The following is a 16,730-nucleotide window of genomic DNA, read 5'->3' on the forward strand; positions in this document are numbered from 1 at the left end:
GCGACCGGGCACATTCTCGATACCAACCGTCCAGCCGGTACAGCTCCGAAGACTACCTCGAACCGTCCAGCCGGTAAAGTGAGTTTCATGTCATCTGACACACGCGACCGAATTCTGGATTCGCTCGAGACATTGCTTCTCGAACACGGCATGACCAAAGTGACCCTGGACAGCGTCGCCGCCGCCGCCGGGGTATCGAAGGGCGGCTTGCTGTACCACTTCAAGACCAAGGACGCTCTGGTCGCTGCCATGGTCCGGCGGCTCGCCGTTCAGGCCGATCAGCAGCGAGCCGACGCCGGCGCAGGTGGCACCTCCGTGGCGGAGTGGTATCTGCAACCACCCGATTGCATTTCGGAGAAGGAAATCGCGCTCTACCGCTCCACGCTGGCGGCACTGCGCAGCGTCGACGGAAACTCCGGTGAGGTGCAAGACGCCGTCACGGACATGATGCAGCAGTGGGACGAGGGCTTACGGACCGAGATCGACGATCCGGTGCAGGCCGAGATCATCCGACTCGTCGGCGACGGGATATACCTCGGAGCCGTCCTCGACCTGCCCGCCGTCGACCCCGAACTGCACAAGCAGGTGGTCGACCGCCTGCTGGGTCGGTGACTCAGGTCAAGTAGCGGTAGACGGGCGAACCCGGCTCCAGCTGCTCCACCTGAAGGTGCGAGGACCGCATACGTTCGAGGAGGGCCGAAAGGCCGTGCGCCGCACCGAGTTGGATGCCGACGAGCGCGGCACCGGTCTCCCGGTTGTTTCGCTTGACGTACTCGAACAAGGTGATGTCGTCCTCGGGCCCGAGTACCTCGTCGAGAAAGCGACGCAGTGCGCCGGGCTCCTGCGGAAAGTCCACGAGGAAGTAGTGCTTGAGGCCGAGGTGGACGAGCGATCGTTCGAGAATCTCGCCGTACCGTGAGACGTCGTTGTTTCCCCCGGACACCAGGCACACGACGGTACTTCCCGGTGCGATGTCGAGGTGCTCGAGCGCGGCGACCGCCAACGCGCCTGCGGGCTCGGCGATGACCCCTTCGTTCTGGTACAGCTCGAGCATTGCGGTACAGACCGCGCCCTCGTCGATCTGGGTGATCAGGAACGCACCGGGGCCGGAACTTTCGAACACCGGCGCGGTGATCAGGGGCAACGATGCATGGGACACCACCGTCGCGCCCAACGACCGCAGCGCCGAGTACGGAACATCGCCGATGCGCCGGACCGCAGCCCCGTCGACGAACGGATCGATATCCGACAGCGTCACCGGCCCACCAGCAATCAACGCAGCGGTCATCGACGCAGCACCGGATGGTTCGACGCCGACCAACGATGTCTGCGGAGCGCGCTCACGCAGGTAGCTCGAGATACCCGCGATGCAGCCGCCCCCGCCGACGGGCATCACCACCACATCGGGTGCGCCGCCGAGCTGATCGACGATTTCCTTGGCGATCGTCCCTTGGCCCGCCACCGTTCGTGGATCGTCGAACGGCGGGACCATGGTGGCCCCGGTGCGGGCCACGTCCGCGGCGGCCGCCGCAGCTGCGGCGTCGAACGTGTCGCCGATGACGATGAGCTCCACGAAATCGCCTCCGTGGACCCTGATCCGGTCACGCTTCTGCTTGGGGGTGTTGGCCGGCACGTAGATCCGACCTCGCACCTGCATGGACCGACAGGCGAATGCCACACCCTGCGCGTGGTTACCGGCACTCGCCGTGACCACGCCGACGCTGCGCTCGGCATCGGTCAGCTGATCCATCAGGTTGTAGGCACCGCGGATCTTGTACGAGCGGACGATCTGCAGGTCTTCGCGTTTGAGGTAGACCGTCGCTCCGGTCTCTGCCGACAGGCGCTCGCACAACTGCAGGGGTGTCGCGGCGACCACCGAGGAAATTCGCATCGCAGCTGCATCGATGTCGGCCGCGGTGACGGCTACCGACGAAGGGTGCTGGGAGGCGAGCTCAGGTGATGAAGACACCAGCACATGCTGCCACCAGCGTGGAACGGTCACCCACTCGGGACCGTTCCACGGGCAGGCCGATCGTGCTCAGGCGCGCGCGAGGACGAACACCGGGATCTCCCGGTCGGTCTTCTTCTGGTAATCCGCGTAATCGGGGTAGACCGCGACCGAGCGCTCCCACCACACGGCTTTCTCGTCGCCGGTTACCTCCCGAGCGACGTAATCATGCTTTTCGGGTCCGTCCTGCAGCTCCACCAGCGGCTCGGCTTTGACGTTGAAGTACCAGACGGGATGCTTCGGCGCACCGCCGAGGGAGGCCACGATGGCGTACTCCCCATCGTGTTCCACCCGCATCAACGGCGACTTGCGCAGCTTTCCGCTCTTGTTTCCCTTGGTGGTCAGCAGCACGACCGGCATCCCGTTCATCGTCGTGCCTTCGGTTCCGCCCGAGTTCTCGTACAGCTCGGCCTGCTTTCGGGCCCAGTCGGATGAACTCGGTTCGTATTCTCCTGTCAATGGCATGGTTTCAGTCAACACCCACGACCGCCGAGACGCCACCGAATCTCGATCGTCGCAGGTCGGAACCGCGAGTTCGGTGGACCGAATCTTTGCGTGGGTATAGTCTGAACTTCACCCGCCGGACACCCGAATCATCGAACCGGACGGGCGTACCCGAGGAGGACGCGATGACCTACACGAGCAACCAGGTGAGCCGTCGAACTGTCCCCGTTCTGCGCACGGTCGATGTCGCCGGAGTCGAATGGCCTCTGTACAAGCTCGAGTCATCGGCGATCGGGCTCGTCGTGTTCGTCGCCACCCTCGCGCTGGTCGGATCACTGCAGGCAGCCGTCCTCGGCGGCGCAGCAGTCGCAACCGCCGCGTGGTGGACTCTCCGATTGACCGAGGTCCACCCCGCCCGGACCGGCTCACCCCGTCAGGCAGCCGGGCCCCAGTAGCGCCTTCAGGTCTCCCATCAACGCCGACGTCGGCGTCACCCGCAGACTGTCGTCGAGCTTCATCGTGGTGATCTTGTCGCCACTGACCAGACGTAGATGCACGTCCGAGGTCCCAGGGTGGCTGATCAACACCCGCTTGAGCGCGCCGACCTTGTCGGCCGTGCACAGTCTCGTCGGCAAACTCACCGCGAGCGGCTTGTCGATACCGATCGCCGAAAGATCCGGCACCGCAAGATCGTTCGCAATCAACGACACCCGGTCGTCACGCACCGACACGCGACCCTTGACGAGCACCACCGAGTCCTCGGTGACGTCGGCACCGAACACCGAGTAGGCCTGCGGGAAGAACAGCACCTCGATGCCGCCGGCAAGGTCCTCGAGCTGAGCCGACGCCCACGTCAGACCGTTCTTGTTGATCCGCCGGTTCACCGAGGCCAGAATTCCGCCGACGGTGACCTGGGTGCCGTCCTTGATGTCCCCTTCGAGAATGGTCGGGATGTTGCAGTCGGACTTCGCGGCCAACATGTGCTCGACACCGAGCAGCGGGTGACCCGACACGTAGAGACCGAGCATCTCGCGTTCGAGGGCCAGACGGTGCTTGGACTCCCACTCCTCGTCCGGCACGCGGACGTTGAACACCGAGGAAATGGACTCGTCGGCGTCCTCACCGCCGAACAGATCGAACTGTCCGATCGCCTCGGCCTTCTTGGTGCCCATCACCGCATCGATCGCGTCGGCATGGATCAACATCAGACCCTTGCGCGGATGATCGAGAGAGTCGAAAGCGCCTGCCTTGATCAGAGATTCGGTGACCTTCTTACTGCACGCGATCGCGTCGATCTTGCCCAGGTAGTCCGAGAAATCCGTGTATTTGGACTTCTCCGACCGCGCTCTGATGATCGATGCGACCACGTTCGTGCCGACGTTGCGCACCGCGCCGAGACCGAATCGGATGTCCTTGCCCACCGATGCGAAGTTGAGCTCGGATTCGTTGACGTCCGGTGGCAGCACCGTGATGCCGAGCTTGCGGCAGTCGGCCAGGTAGATCGCGGCCTTGTCCTTGTCGTCACCGACACTGGTGAGCAGGCCGGCCATGTACTCGGCCGGGTAGTTGGCCTTGAGGTACGCAGTCCAGTACGAGACCAGGCCGTAGCCGGCCGAGTGCGATTTGTTGAACGCGTAGCCGGCGAACGGCAGCACGGTGTCCCACAGCGCCTTGATCGCGGCCTCGGAGAAGCCGTTGTCCAACATGCCCTGCCGGAATCCGGCGTAGGCCTTCTCGAGCTCGGAGAGCTTCTTCTTTCCCATGGCACGACGCAGCAGGTCGGCTTGGCCCAGGGTGTACCCGGCGACCTTCTGCGCGAGCTGCATGATCTGCTCCTGGTAGACCACCAGGCCGTACGTCTCGCCGAGAATCACCTTGAGCGGCTCTTCGAGCTCGGGGTGAATCGGCTTGACCTCCTGCCGCCCGTTCTTGCGGTCGGCGTAGTCGTTGTGCGAGTTCATGCCCATCGGACCCGGGCGGTACAGCGCGAGCACGGCGACGATGTCCTCGAAACCGGTGGGCTGCATGCGGCGCAGCAGGTCTCGCATCGCGCTGCCGTCGAGCTGGAAAACACCGAGAGTGTCTCCGCGAGAAAGCAATTCGAAGGTCGCCGGATCGTCGAGCGGCAACGCGTCGAGATCGATGTCGATGCCGCGGTTGGCCTTGATGTTGTCGATCGCGTCGCCGATGACCGTGAGGTTTCGCAGACCGAGGAAGTCCATCTTCAGCAGGCCGATGGCCTCGCACGACGGGTAGTCCCAGCCGGTGATGATCGCGCCGTCCTGGGCCCGCTTCCACACCGGGATGGCGTCGGTGAGCGGCTCCGAGGACATGATGACCGCGCAGGCGTGCACGCCCGCGTTGCGGATCAGGCCTTCGAGGCCCTTGGCCGTCTTGTAGATCGTGGCCACGTCGGGGTTGGAGTCGATGAGCGCTCGGACCTCGACGGCCTCCTTGTAGCGCTCGTGCGACGGATCGGTGATGCCGGCCACCGAGATGTCCTTGGCCATGATGGGCGGCGGCAGAGCCTTGGTGATCTGATCGGCGATGCCGAAACCGGGCTGGCCGAACTGCACACGTGCGGAGTCCTTGATGGCAGCCTTGGTCTTGATGGTGCCGAAGGTGATGACCTGCGCAACCCGGTCGCTACCCCACTTCTCCGTGGCGTAGCGCACCATCTCACCGCGACGACGATCGTCGAAGTCGATATCGATATCGGGCATCGAGACGCGCTCGGGGTTGAGGAATCGCTCGAAGAGCAATCCGTGCGGGAGCGGATCGATATTGGTGATGCCCATGGCGTAGGCAACCAGGGATCCGGCGGCGGAACCACGGCCCGGTCCGACGCGGATGCCGACCGCTTTCGCGTGGTTGATGAGGTCGCCGACCACGAGGAAGTAGGCCGGGAAGCCCATCTCCAGGATCACCTTGATCTCGTACTCCGCTCGCGCGAGGTAATCCTCGGCCGGACCGTCGGGGAACCGACGTTCGAGTCCGGTCATGACCTCGTGCCGCAGCCACGTTCCCTGCGTGTATCCCTCGGGAACCGGGAAGATCGGCATCCGGTCGCGGTGCGCCCACACCTCGTCGTAGGGCTGGACTCGCTCGGCGATGAGGAGCGTGCTGTCGCAGGCACCGGGTACCTCGTCGTCCCAGAGGGCACGCATCTCGGCAGCGGACTTGAGGTAGTAGCCGTCGCCGTCGAACTTGAAGCGCGTGGGATCGCTGAGCGTCTTACCGGTCTGGATGCACAGCAGAGCCTCGTGGTTCTCGGCGGCGTCCTTCGTGACGTAATGGCAGTCGTTGGTGGCCAACGGCGGAATGGACAGCTTCTTGCCGATGTCGAGCAGGCCTTCGCGGACTCGTCGCTCGATGGACAGACCGTGGTCCATCAACTCGAGGAAGAAGTTGTCCGGTCCCCAGATCTCCTGCCACTTGGCCGCGGCCTCGAGTGCTTCGCGGTCCTGGCCCAGACGGAGGCGCGTCTGAACCTCACCGGACGGGCATCCGGTGGTGGCGATGATGCCCTCGGCGTGCTGAGCGATGATCTCCTCGTCCATGCGGGCCCACTTGCCGAGCTGACCCTCGATGGACGCCAGCGAAGACAGCTTGAACAGATTGCGCACGCCGGTCGCGTTCTCCGCCACCATCGTCATGTGCGTGTACGCACCGCTACCGGAGACGTCGTCGGACTTCTGGCTTCGGTCGCCCCACAGCACGCGCTTCTTGTTGAACCGGGATTCGGGAGCGATGTAGGCCTCGATGCCGATGATCGGCTTGATGCCGGCCTTCTTGGCCTCGTTGTAGAACTCGCTGGCTCCGTACATGTTGCCGTGGTCGGTCATGCCGACCGCCGTCATCTCCAACCGCGCCGCCTCGGCGAACATGGCCCCGATCTTGGCGGCACCGTCGAGCATCGAATATTCGGTGTGGTTGTGCAGATGAACGAACGAATCGGCCACGAAGGTTCTCTCCTGAAGGTCGTGCGTTTTCGAAAATACGAGCCGCGAATGCACCCACTCTAGGCGGTGGAACCGACAGATTTTTCAGGCCGACGGTGTGTCCTGGGAGGACGTGACGGGTGTGACGAACGAGACTGAAGTTGCCTCATTCGGCGGGAACCGGCCCGTCGTCCGGCAGCGGCCCGACGACGTCGATGTGCTCCGGAAGCAACGGCTCGACGGCGAACTTCCCGGACACCGCGTCGGGCGGAAGTGCCTCCACCGCCCGCACCCCGTCGCGGCCTGCCACCTCGCTCAACTCGGCCGCGGTGCCCCGCACGACCACCGTCACCACGCATGCGCATCCGCTCAGCAACCGGCGCTGCGACACAGCGTCTATCTGAGCCTGCCGGTCCTCCACGCCGAACGATTCCTGGATCTGGCCGGCAGCGCGCGCGGTCGCATTCAGTATCGACCGTTCACTGCCGGGAACACCGACCGTGAGGATCGGAGTTTGCACGCGATCGAGCGGTACTCGAAAGAGCACCATCGAGATGCGCACGCCGTTCGCGGCGGCGTAGGCCTGTTCGGCGGTGAGTTCGCGATCGAACGACACCGATCCCCAGCGAGGTTCGGCATCGTTGCCGAGCAGACTCGCCTCGGCGCGAGCCAGGTAGTCGGTCACCTGCTCGCCGCTCTCCGGGCCGAGCCGGTCGGTGCCCACGCGCAGCTGCCGTTGCGGGTTCAGATGGCCGACGACGGCCAGGCCACCGACCACCAGAGCGATCGTGACGACGACACCGACCACACCCGAGACTCCGCGCATCACGCCTTCCGGAGCACCTCGAGAGCGTGTTCGAGGTCTGCCGGGTACTTGCTCTCGATCTCGACCCAGCGGCCGTCGGACGGGTGCGCGAAGCCGAGCGAACGCGCGTGCAGCCACTGACGTTCCAGGCCCAACCGTTCGGCCAACCGCGGGTCGGCCCCGTAGGTCAGGTCGCCGCAACACGGGTGCCGCAGCGCCGAGAAGTGCACGCGGATCTGGTGCGTGCGACCGGTTTCCAGGTGGACGTCCAGCAGGCTCGCGGCCTGAAAGGCCTCGACCGTGTCGTAGTGGGTGACGCTGGGCTTGCCGTCCGCGCGGACGGCGAACTTCCAGTCGTTGCTGCCGTGCCGTCCGATCGGAGCATCGATGGTTCCACTGCTCGGATCCGGATGTCCCTGCACCAGGGCGTGATAACGCTTGTCGATCGTACGAGCCTTGAACGCCCGCTTGAGCACGGTGTATGCCCGTTCGGACGTCGCGACCACCATCACCCCGGACGTTCCCACATCGAGTCGGTGCACGATGCCCTGACGCTCGTGCGCGCCGGACGTGGAGATTCGGAAACCGGCGGCCGCGAGGCCGCCGATGACGGTCGGCCCGGTCCAGCCCACACTGGCGTGCGCGGCGACGCCCACGGGCTTGTCCACGGCCACGACGTCGTCGTCGGCGTAGAGAATCTCCATCCCTTCCACCGGCTCGGCCTCGATCGTCAGCTCACGTGCAGGTTCGGGCAGAGTCACTTCGAGCCACGACCCACCCGAGAGGCGATCGGACTTCCCGACGGCACTGTGATCGACCAGCACCGAGCCCTCTTCGGCCAAGGCTGCGGCGACCGTGCGCGAGAGCCCGAGAAGTCGCGCCAGGCCGGCGTCGACGCGCATGCCGTCCAAACCGTCGGGCACCGGCATGGAACGCGATTCCCTCACGAGTCGGCCTTCTGCGGGGCATCGGACGTGGACTTCGTCACCCGTTCGCCGTTGGGCTCGAAACCGAACAGGCTGAGCGCGACGAGCAGGATGGCCCCGCACACGATGGACGAATCGGCGACATTGAACACCGGCCACCATCCCACCGATACGAAATCGACCACGTGACCCTGGAACGGGCCCGGTGCGCGGAAGAACCGGTCGATCAGGTTCCCCAGAGCGCCGCCGAGAACCAGCCCCAGACCCAGCGCCCACCACGGCGAACGCAGCGTTCGACCGATCTTCACGACCCCGATCACCACGGCCACGGCGACCAGCGTCAACAACCACGTCATTCCGGTGGCCATGGAGAACGCCGCTCCGGGATTGCGCACCAGCCGCAGTGTCACGACGTCGCCGATGATCTCGATCGGGTTTCCAGGCTTCACGTAGTGCACCACCACGATCTTCGTGATCAGGTCGAACAGCAGAATCACTGCCGCGATCGCCACCAGGAGTCGGGTACGCAGAGGTGCGGCGGGCCGAACCGCAGCACTGTCGGCACCGGACACCTGCTCGTCTGCAGCCTCGTGGAGGTCGGGGGTTGCACTGGTCTCGGTGGTCGGATCGTCGGGTCGGTCGTCACTCACCCGTCCATCATGGCGCATCGACAACCGTCGGTCCGCATCCGAGCCGCGTGGTAGCGGTCTGCGCACCCGGTGTCATCAGTAGCCTGGTGCCCGTGAAGTCGACCGATCGCACCCGCACCGTCCGCTCCGGCTTCGTGGCCGCCTCCTGCGCAGTGGCTCTACTGGCCGGATGCTCGAGCGGTGATTCGGATCCCGCACCCGAACAGACCCCGTCTTCGAACGAGGTCACGATCGCGGTGACGCCCACAACCACCACCGTCGTCGATCCCGGTAGCGAGCCACGGCGCGCGCTCACCTTCGACAGCTCCGACACGGACGCGCAGAACCAGAGCGTCGACCTCACCACCACCTCGACCGTGCAACAACAGATCAATGCTGCTGCGCCGCAAGACTTCTCCAGTCCGGAACTGACCGTGCCACTGACTGCCTCGGCGTCCGACACCGTCCCGGACGAGGACGCGTCGAGCGGGGCCACCACCTCCGTCGAGCTGACCATCGGAGCCGCGACGTCACCGGACGCGGGACTGACCGACGCACTCTCCGCATCCGAGGGATCGACTGCGCGATTGGCCAGGACCGATTCCGGAGCGATCACCGCCCTACACATCACGCCGGCCGACGATGCCCTCGATACCGCCCGCGCCGCGATCGAACGCTCCTTGAACGCGGCGGTGTACCGATCCATCGACTTTCCCGACGAGGAAGTGGGGGTCGGCGCGGTCTGGACCGTCGATCAGCAAGTGCTCAGCGGCATCACACTGAACCAGCGCACCACGGTCACCTTGCGTGCACTCGACGGCGACCGCGCGACCCTCGACGTGGCCATCACCCAGACGCCCGAATCGTCGGTGTGGAATCTGCCCGACAATGCGGGCACGCTCAACATCGCGTCCTACACCTTCACGGGCGCGGGAACACTCGATGTCGATCTCTCCCGACCACTTCCGGTCGGAGGTTCGATCACCGCAGGCGGCGAGCAGATGTACACCGACCCCGACAGCACCACGGTGCTCCGGCAAACCGTCGGCGATTCGATCACCTGGACCGCCCGATGACGCGCGCTGCCACCCGGGTACTGGCGACGTTGTCGATTCTCGGGATCGCTGCTGCCGCCGGATGCAGCACGGACGAGCCTGCCGAAACGGCCGCGCCTGCCGTCACCACCGTCGCGGCTCCCGACCCGCTGCGCAGTCCGCCCATCACCGACCCGGCGGCGCTGACTGCCGCGATGCTGGGGCTCGCAGACCTGCCGGACGGCTTCTCCTCGATTCCCGATCCGGTTCGAGATCTGGGATTGGATCCGGCGCCGGAGTACGACTCGCCTGATCGCTCGAGCACCGACCCGGCCGAGTGCGCCGCCGTCCTCGCGCCGGTATCGCAACAGCAGGCCGGAGCCGCGTCGAGCGCGGTGGTCCGCTTCTCCGGTCCGAATTTCTCGTCGATCGACGAGGACGCGGCGAGCTATCCCGTGCCGGGAGCCGCCGAGGCTTTCGCGAACATTCAGCGAGCGTGGGCCGCGTGCTCGACGTTCACCGGAACCGACGCGGACGGTATCGGCGTCGACTACTCGGTGGCGGGGCGTGACCAAGCGACCGTCGGCGACGCGTCCGCATCGATTCGACTGACCACCACGAGCGAGGGCTTCACGCTGGTCTCCGACGTCGTGGTGGCGGTGGTCGACTCGACCGTGGTGCAGATCGTCGTCTCCGACCAGAGCGGACTCGAACCGGAGACCGTCACCGCCGTCGCGGGGTCGGCAGCGGATCGCATTCGATCGGCCGTGCCCAGCGCCTGACCGCCGTCCCTACGCAAAACAAACTGCCGGTGACGCCCACTCGAAAGAAGGCGTCACCGGCAGTTCGCGGTTGGTCAGAGACGATCGGCAGGACTCAGGGTGCGGGGCACGCCGGGCTGGTCAGCTGCGCGAGAGACACGATGCCGCAGGCGTTCTCCTTGGAGAGCTTCCACACACCGTCCTCGGGGACGAACTTGAACGTGCCGGGGTTGGCCTGGCCGTTGAGGGTGATAGTGATGCCGGCGTTGAGCTCACCGGTGCCCAGATCGTCGATGCTGGTGATCTCGATCTGTGCGTTGTTGGCCACAGCAGCGGCGGCAACCTGGTTGATCAGACCCGGATCCTCGGACGCACCCTGGATCAGAGCAGCCTTCTCCTCGACCGGAACGTTGGGATCGAGTCCGCGGTTGAGCTCGGTGTTGAGCTGCTCGACGGTGGGCACCGGCGGGTAGTCCCCGCCCGCGGGTGGCGCGGCGGTGGTGGTGGCAGCCGTCGTCGTCGTGGCAGTCGGCTCGTCGCCGCCACCGGAGCTGCAGGCAGACATCGTCAGTGCACCGGCAATGGCGATACCGGCAACCATGGCCCGTCGGGTGTTGCGAAGCTTCAAGTGCTTGTCCTTTTCACTCTGAGTCACGTATCGATCGTTCTGTGACTCGTCGGTCGTCTGTATGGGGGTCGTCTCGGACCGAGTCCACTATGTCAGCTCGACTCGCCCGAGTCACAACGCGAAGGGCATACCTGTGAAACCTCACAGAGTTTCCTCAGCCGCGCCACAACTCACGCCAAGCTGTCCAGAACATCGGCCACGACCAGGTCGGTGTCCGATTCTGCAAAGGTGCGGGCCGTTCCCGGACCGGTGGTCCGTGTCTCGAAACGGACCGTCACCACCGAGTGTCCCGCGCCCTGCACCCACCCGTGACCGTACCGAACATGCCGAACGTCCATACCCGGTTGCCACCGCGGACCGTCCTCGACCACGGCGAGATTCGCGGCCTCCTCCGTCGCGGGTAACGGCTCGTCCGGGACCGGAGCAACCGGCTCGTACTCGAGTTCGGGGAACAACGATCCTTGCCGAACCGCGGACAGACCGGCGAGCCCTACACCGACGAGCCGGATCGGTCCGACATCCACCGGATCGACCGCCAACCGCTGAGCAGTGGCCACGATCGTCTGCTTGTCCACCGTCGCGTAGGGCAATGTCGCCGATCTGGTGATGATGCTCATGTCGGACTTACGCAACTTGAGCACGACCGTGCGGGCCCCCCGGCCGTCCTTCAGCAACCGGCGATGAGTCGACTCGACGATGGACTCGATCGCCGGGCGTAGTTGAACGAGAGTCGTCAGGTCGTTCGCGAACGTCGTCTCGGCACTGACCTGCTTGGCCTCGGCCCGCTCGGCCACCACCCGGTTGTCGATGCCGCGCGCCAGCTGATGCAGGCTCGGGCCCATGGTCGCGCCGAGAATCGACGCCACCTCCGACTCGGGCGTAGCCACGAACTTGCCGATGGTGTCGATCCCCAAGCGGTGCAACCGTTCTCCGGCAACAGGGCCGATCCCCCACAACTTGCGCACCGGCAGATCGGCCATCAACTCGGCCTGGATGCCGGGCGCTACCACCGTGATTCCATCGGGTTTGGCCAGACCCGACGCGATCTTGGCGATCTGTTTCCCGGACCCGGCACCGATGGAGGCGACGAGCCCGGTCTCTGCCAGTACCAGCGCCCGCAGATCGGCACAGAAGCGCTCGACCTCGGCGACCGTCGCGCCCGCCAGCTCGAGCGGCTCGCCGAAGGCCTCGTCGATCGAGAGCTGTTCCAGCACGGGCATGCGCACCCGAAGCGCCTCGAAGGCACGTCTGCTCAGCTCCGAGTACAGCGGGAAGCGCGGCGGCAGGACCACTGCGCTCGCACCGACGAGTCGACGGGCCTGATGCATCGGCATCGCCGAACGAGCCCCGAACGCCCGGGCCTGATAGCTGCACCCGGCCACCACGCCTCTGCCGCCTGCACCGCCGACCAACACCGGCCGACCCCGCAGCGTCGGCCGCGTCAGCTGCTCGGCGGACGCGAAGAACGCGTCCATGTCCAGATGCAACACCCAACGCCGGCTCCGCAGAGTCCGATCGACACTGTCGGGCATGGTCAACGACGGCCGTCGGGCGGCTCGAACGGGGCGTCGGCGCCGAAGCCGAGCACACGTGCGGCCCGCTCCGGTCCGGGATCGGACCACAGTGCGGCGTACTGCTCGGTCGTGGTCAGCGACCGTGTGTGCGCACGATCGATGTACAGCGTGCCGGCCAGGTGATCGCTCTCGTGGGCCACGATCCGTGCGGGCCAGCCACGCACCACCTCGTCGATCTCTCGGCCGGTCTCGTCGGAACACAGAAGCCGGACTTCCGCGGCGCGAGTGACGACGGCCTGATACCCCGGCACACTGAGGCAGCCCTCGTAGAACGAGGCAGTGCGTCGTCCTACCGGGGTGTACCGAGGATTGATCAACGCTCGGAACGACAACGGGGTGCGCTCCCGGACGAGGGCGACGCCCTCCGCAACATCGAAGAGATCCTCGATCACCGCGATCTGCAACGGAATTCCGATCTGCGGTGCAGCAAGGCCGACACCGGGCGCGTCGTGCATCGTCGCGCGCATCACCTCGATCAACTCCGTCAACACATCACGCTCGAGCTGACCGGTGTAGCGCAGCGCCGGGGCACGCAGCACCGGATGGCCGGCGGCGACGATGGGAACGACGCCGGCGCGAGCCTCGGAGAGACGCTCGTGCACGGCATCGACCACCTCCTCCTCGGTCACGACGACCCGGTGCCCCTCGCTCATATGCCCTCGGTCACGACGACTTCGTGATCGCTGCCCGAACTCCCTCACCGAGATCGCTGCCGTCGTCGCCGACCGAGCCGTCGACCAGCGACAACGCGAGTACTTCGCGCGCGATCAGATCCCGATGAGCGTCCAGCCACGCCCGTCGATGTTCGGGTACCTCGACGACGATGTCGATACGGTCGGACACATCGAGTCCGCGGCTACGACGCGCATCCTGCAGCTCACGGATGCGGTCCTTGGCCCAACCCTCGGCCTCCAGCTCTTCGGTGACCGCCGAATCGAGCACCACGAGTCCTGCGTTCCCGGGCAGCGGTGCCGTCGATTCCGGCTCCGCGGCAACGAGTCTGCGGGTGTACTCCTCGGGCAGCAACGCGATGCCTGCGGCGCTCACGACACCGTCGGCATCTTCCGACCAGTCACCGGCCTTGACTGCCTTGATGACCTTCTGGACATCCTTACCGATCCGCGGACCGGCAGCGCGTGCGTTCACGACGAGCTCGAATTTGCCGTGCACGGCAACGTCTTCGGTCAGATCCACCTTCTTGACGTTGACCTCGTCGGCGATGATGTCGAGGAACGGACGCAGCCGCTCGGCGTCGGCGGCCGCGACGGTCACCTCGGGCAGCGGCAGCCGCACGCGCAGATTCTGTGCCTTACGCAGACCGAGCACCGTGGAGCACACGGTACGAACCTCGTCCATGCTGTCGACCAGCTCCGGGTCGGACGGCAACTCGTCGGCCGTCGGCCAATCCGTCAGGTGCACCGATCGGCCACCGGTCAATCCGCGCCAGACCACCTCGCTGATCAACGGCAACAACGGAGCGGCGATGCGGGTGAGCACTTCGAGCACGGTGTGCAGGGTGTCGATCGCGTCGGCGTCCTCGCCCCAGAAGCGTGAACGCGACCGTCGCACATACCAATTGGTCAATGCGTCACAGAACGTACGCAGTTCGTCGCACGCCCCGGCGATGTCTTTGCCCTCGAGCGCATCGGTGATCGCATCCCGCGTGGCGGACAGTTTGGCCAGCACGTACCGATCGAGAACGTGCGGAGAATCGGTCCGCCACTGCCCCGGCGTCGACGCGTAGAGCTGCAGAAAACTCCACGCGTTCCAGATCGGCAACAGCGCCTGCCGGACTCCCTCGCGGATGCCCTGCTCGGTGACGATCAGGTTGCCACCGCGCAGGATCGGCGACGACATCAGGAACCACCGCATGGCATCCGAGCCGTCGCGGTCGAAGACCTCCTTGACGTCCGGGTAGTTCCCCTTCGACTTACTCATCTTCAGACCGTCGTCACCGAGCACGATGCCATGGGCAGCAACAGTTTTGAAGGCAGGCCGGTCGAACAAAGCAGTCGCGAGCACGTGCAGGGTGTAGAACCAGCCGCGCGTCTGACCGTTGTATTCGACGATGAAGTCGCCCGGGTTGTGCGTCTGGAACCACTCCTCGTTCTCGAACGGGAAGTGCACCTGTGCATACGGCATCGAGCCCGATTCGAACCAGCAGTCCAGCACCTCGGGAACGCGACGCATGGTCGACTTGCCGGTCGGGTCGTCCGGGTTGGGACGCGTCAGGTCGTCGATGTACGGCCGATGCAGATCGGTGGGACGCACACCGAAGTCACGCTCGAGTTCGTCCAGGCTGCCGTACACGTCGAGACGAGGGTAGGCGGGGTCGTCGGACGTCCAGGCCGGGATCGGGCTGCCCCAGTACCGGTTTCGGCTGATGTTCCAGTCGCGGGCACCTTCGAGCCACTTGCCGAACTGACCGTCCTTGATGTGCTCGGGCACCCAGGTGATCTCCTGGTTGAGCTCGACCATCCGATCGCGGAACTTGGTGACCGCGACGAACCACGACGGAACCGCCATGTAGATCAGCGGCTGACCACTACGCCAACTGTGCGGGTACGAGTGCTCGATGGTCTCGTGCCGCAGCAAGCGGCCCGAGGCCTTGAGATCCTTGATGATCACCGGATTGGCGTCGAACACCATCAGGCCCTCGTAGGGCGGCACCAACGACGTGAATTTGCCGCCCGCATCGAGCGGTTGCACGACCTCGATACCGTTCGCGGTGGCGACGTCCATGTCCTCCTCACCGAATGCCGGTGCGAGATGGACGATTCCGGTGCCGGAGTCGGTGGTGACGTAATCGGCCTCCAGAACGCGATGCGCATTCTCGTGGCCGAGGAAGAAGTCGTAGGGCGGTGCGTAGGCGAGGCCGACCAACTCCGCGCCGGTGTGCTCCGAGAGCACCTCCGGCTCCTCCCCCAGTTCCTTCGCATAGTGCGCGAGTCGGGCAGAGGCGAGCACGTAACGCTCCCCGTCGGCACCGCGGACCTGAACGTAGTGCACCTCCGGATGCACCGCGATCGCGAGGTTCGACGGCAGAGTCCACGGAGTGGTGGTCCAGATCAGTGCGTTCGCGCCGTCCAGGGGTGTGCCCGGTGCCGTCAGTGGCATGGTGACGGTGACCGCGGGATCCTGACGCATCTTGTAGGCGTCGTCGAGCCGGGTCTCCTGGTTGGACAGCGGCGTCTGCTCGTACCAGCTGTACGGCAGCACTCGGTAGCCCTGGTAGATCAGGCCCTTGTCGTGGAGCGTCTTGAACGCCCACATGACGGACTCCATGAAGTCGACGTCGAGGGTCTTGTAGTCGTTGTCGAAGTCGACCCACCGCGCCTGCCGAGTGACGTAATCCCGCCACTCGTCGGTGTACTGCAACACCGATTGCTTGCAGTAGGCGTTGAACTTCGCCAAGCCCATCTCGTCGATCTCGGACTTGTCCTTGATGCCGAGTTGCTTCTCCGCTTCCAATTCGGCGGGAAGGCCGTGGCAGTCCCACCCGAAACGACGCTCGACCTTCTTGCCGCGCATGGTCTGGAACCGGGGCACGAGATCCTTGACGTACCCGGTGAGCAGATGGCCGTAGTGCGGCAAGCCGTTGGCGAACGGAGGTCCGTCGTAGAAAACGAATTCCTCGGCATCGGCGCGGTTGTCGATGCTGGCGCGGAACGTACCGTCCTCGGCCCATTCGTGCAGCACGATGCGCTCGAGATCGGGAAACGGAACGCTTCCCGATCGACCTTCGGCCAGATCCACCAGCGGGTACGACGCGTTCTCGGTGCGTGCGCTCGAATCTGTCATATCTGTCTCCTCCGTGCCGGACGCGTACAGGACGCGACATCGATTGGCACGGGGACGACATTCGGCGATGGGGACGCCGAGTACCGCGGTACCACCCCGCTTGCTCGGACCGATGGAACCCGTCGGACCGAGCCTCTCCACACGAGCTGTGACGGGCTCACCCGTTCGGTTCTACTGAA

At 65.4% G+C, this 16,730-nt stretch carries 14 protein-coding genes; 4 read left to right on the top strand and 10 right to left on the bottom strand.

Features of this window, described 5'->3' with window-relative positions:
- Positions 1–87 precede the first annotated feature (87 nt).
- Positions 88–612, top strand: a complete 525-nt coding sequence (locus J1M81_RS12790) for a TetR/AcrR family transcriptional regulator (RefSeq protein WP_032374344.1) — start codon at positions 88–90, stop codon at positions 610–612.
- 1 nt (position 613) lies between these two features.
- On the opposite strand, the gene ilvA is transcribed toward J1M81_RS12790, so the two are convergent.
- Together ilvA and J1M81_RS12800 are read right to left on the bottom strand one after the other, a co-directional pair.
- On the bottom strand, positions 614–1,969 hold the full coding sequence (ilvA, locus tag J1M81_RS12795; RefSeq protein WP_206498150.1) for a threonine ammonia-lyase IlvA: 1,356 nt from the start codon (positions 1,967–1,969) through the stop codon (positions 614–616).
- Between the two features lie 69 nt (positions 1,970–2,038).
- On the bottom strand, positions 2,039–2,473 hold the full coding sequence (locus tag J1M81_RS12800) for a nitroreductase family deazaflavin-dependent oxidoreductase (protein WP_027497325.1): 435 nt from the start codon (positions 2,471–2,473) through the stop codon (positions 2,039–2,041).
- Between the two features lie 164 nt (positions 2,474–2,637).
- Here J1M81_RS12800 and J1M81_RS12805 point away from each other — a divergent pair, with 164 nt between their 5' ends.
- A complete protein-coding gene (locus tag J1M81_RS12805; protein WP_052061425.1) occupies positions 2,638–2,907 on the top strand; it encodes a hypothetical protein in 270 nt (89 codons plus the stop codon).
- Here the strand turns inward: J1M81_RS12805 and dnaE are convergent.
- From dnaE to lspA, 4 genes are all read right to left on the bottom strand, one after another.
- A complete protein-coding gene (gene dnaE, locus J1M81_RS12810) occupies positions 2,878–6,414 on the bottom strand; it encodes a DNA polymerase III subunit alpha (protein WP_027497326.1) in 3,537 nt (1,178 codons plus the stop codon). The genes J1M81_RS12805 and dnaE overlap by 30 nt on opposite strands.
- A 145-nt stretch (positions 6,415–6,559) precedes the next feature.
- Positions 6,560–7,219, bottom strand: a complete 660-nt coding sequence (locus J1M81_RS12815; RefSeq protein WP_032399983.1) for a hypothetical protein — start codon at positions 7,217–7,219, stop codon at positions 6,560–6,562.
- Positions 7,219–8,145, bottom strand: coding sequence for an RluA family pseudouridine synthase (locus J1M81_RS12820; protein ID WP_027497328.1), 927 nt, complete (start codon positions 8,143–8,145; stop codon positions 7,219–7,221). Before J1M81_RS12820 ends, J1M81_RS12815 begins: the two co-directional genes overlap by 1 nt.
- Positions 8,142–8,792: a signal peptidase II gene (lspA, locus tag J1M81_RS12825; RefSeq protein WP_080736440.1), complete on the bottom strand. Its 651-nt coding sequence runs from the start codon at positions 8,790–8,792 to the stop codon at positions 8,142–8,144. Before lspA ends, J1M81_RS12820 begins: the two co-directional genes overlap by 4 nt.
- A gap of 74 nt (positions 8,793–8,866) precedes the next feature.
- Between lspA and J1M81_RS12830 the strand changes: the two genes are divergently transcribed.
- Positions 8,867–9,829: a hypothetical protein gene (locus J1M81_RS12830; RefSeq protein WP_230593425.1), complete on the top strand. Its 963-nt coding sequence runs from the start codon at positions 8,867–8,869 to the stop codon at positions 9,827–9,829.
- Complete coding sequence (locus J1M81_RS12835; RefSeq protein WP_032399981.1) at positions 9,826–10,569, top strand: hypothetical protein; 744 nt, start codon at positions 9,826–9,828, stop codon at positions 10,567–10,569. The genes J1M81_RS12830 and J1M81_RS12835 overlap by 4 nt, the downstream gene beginning before the upstream one ends.
- 94 nt (positions 10,570–10,663) lie before the next feature.
- Here the strand turns inward: J1M81_RS12835 and J1M81_RS12840 are convergent, their stop codons facing one another.
- From J1M81_RS12840 to ileS, 4 genes are all read right to left on the bottom strand, one after another.
- Positions 10,664–11,149, bottom strand: a complete 486-nt coding sequence (locus tag J1M81_RS12840) for a hypothetical protein (protein WP_174557287.1) — start codon at positions 11,147–11,149, stop codon at positions 10,664–10,666.
- A gap of 197 nt (positions 11,150–11,346) precedes the next feature.
- A complete protein-coding gene (locus J1M81_RS12845) occupies positions 11,347–12,708 on the bottom strand; it encodes a DNA polymerase IV (RefSeq protein WP_052061424.1) in 1,362 nt (453 codons plus the stop codon).
- A 2-nt stretch (positions 12,709–12,710) separates the two neighbouring features.
- On the bottom strand, positions 12,711–13,403 hold the full coding sequence (locus J1M81_RS12850) for a peptide deformylase (protein WP_196250991.1): 693 nt from the start codon (positions 13,401–13,403) through the stop codon (positions 12,711–12,713).
- Between the two features lie 10 nt (positions 13,404–13,413).
- Positions 13,414–16,551 (bottom strand): isoleucine--tRNA ligase, encoded by a 3,138-nt coding sequence (ileS, locus tag J1M81_RS12855; RefSeq protein ID WP_032400054.1) that lies wholly within the window; start codon positions 16,549–16,551, stop codon positions 13,414–13,416.
- Between the last annotated feature and the right edge of the window lie 179 nt (positions 16,552–16,730).

The organism is Rhodococcus sp. KRD175, assembly GCF_017168275.1.
Classification (GTDB): domain Bacteria; phylum Actinomycetota; class Actinomycetes; order Mycobacteriales; family Mycobacteriaceae; genus Rhodococcoides; species Rhodococcoides fascians.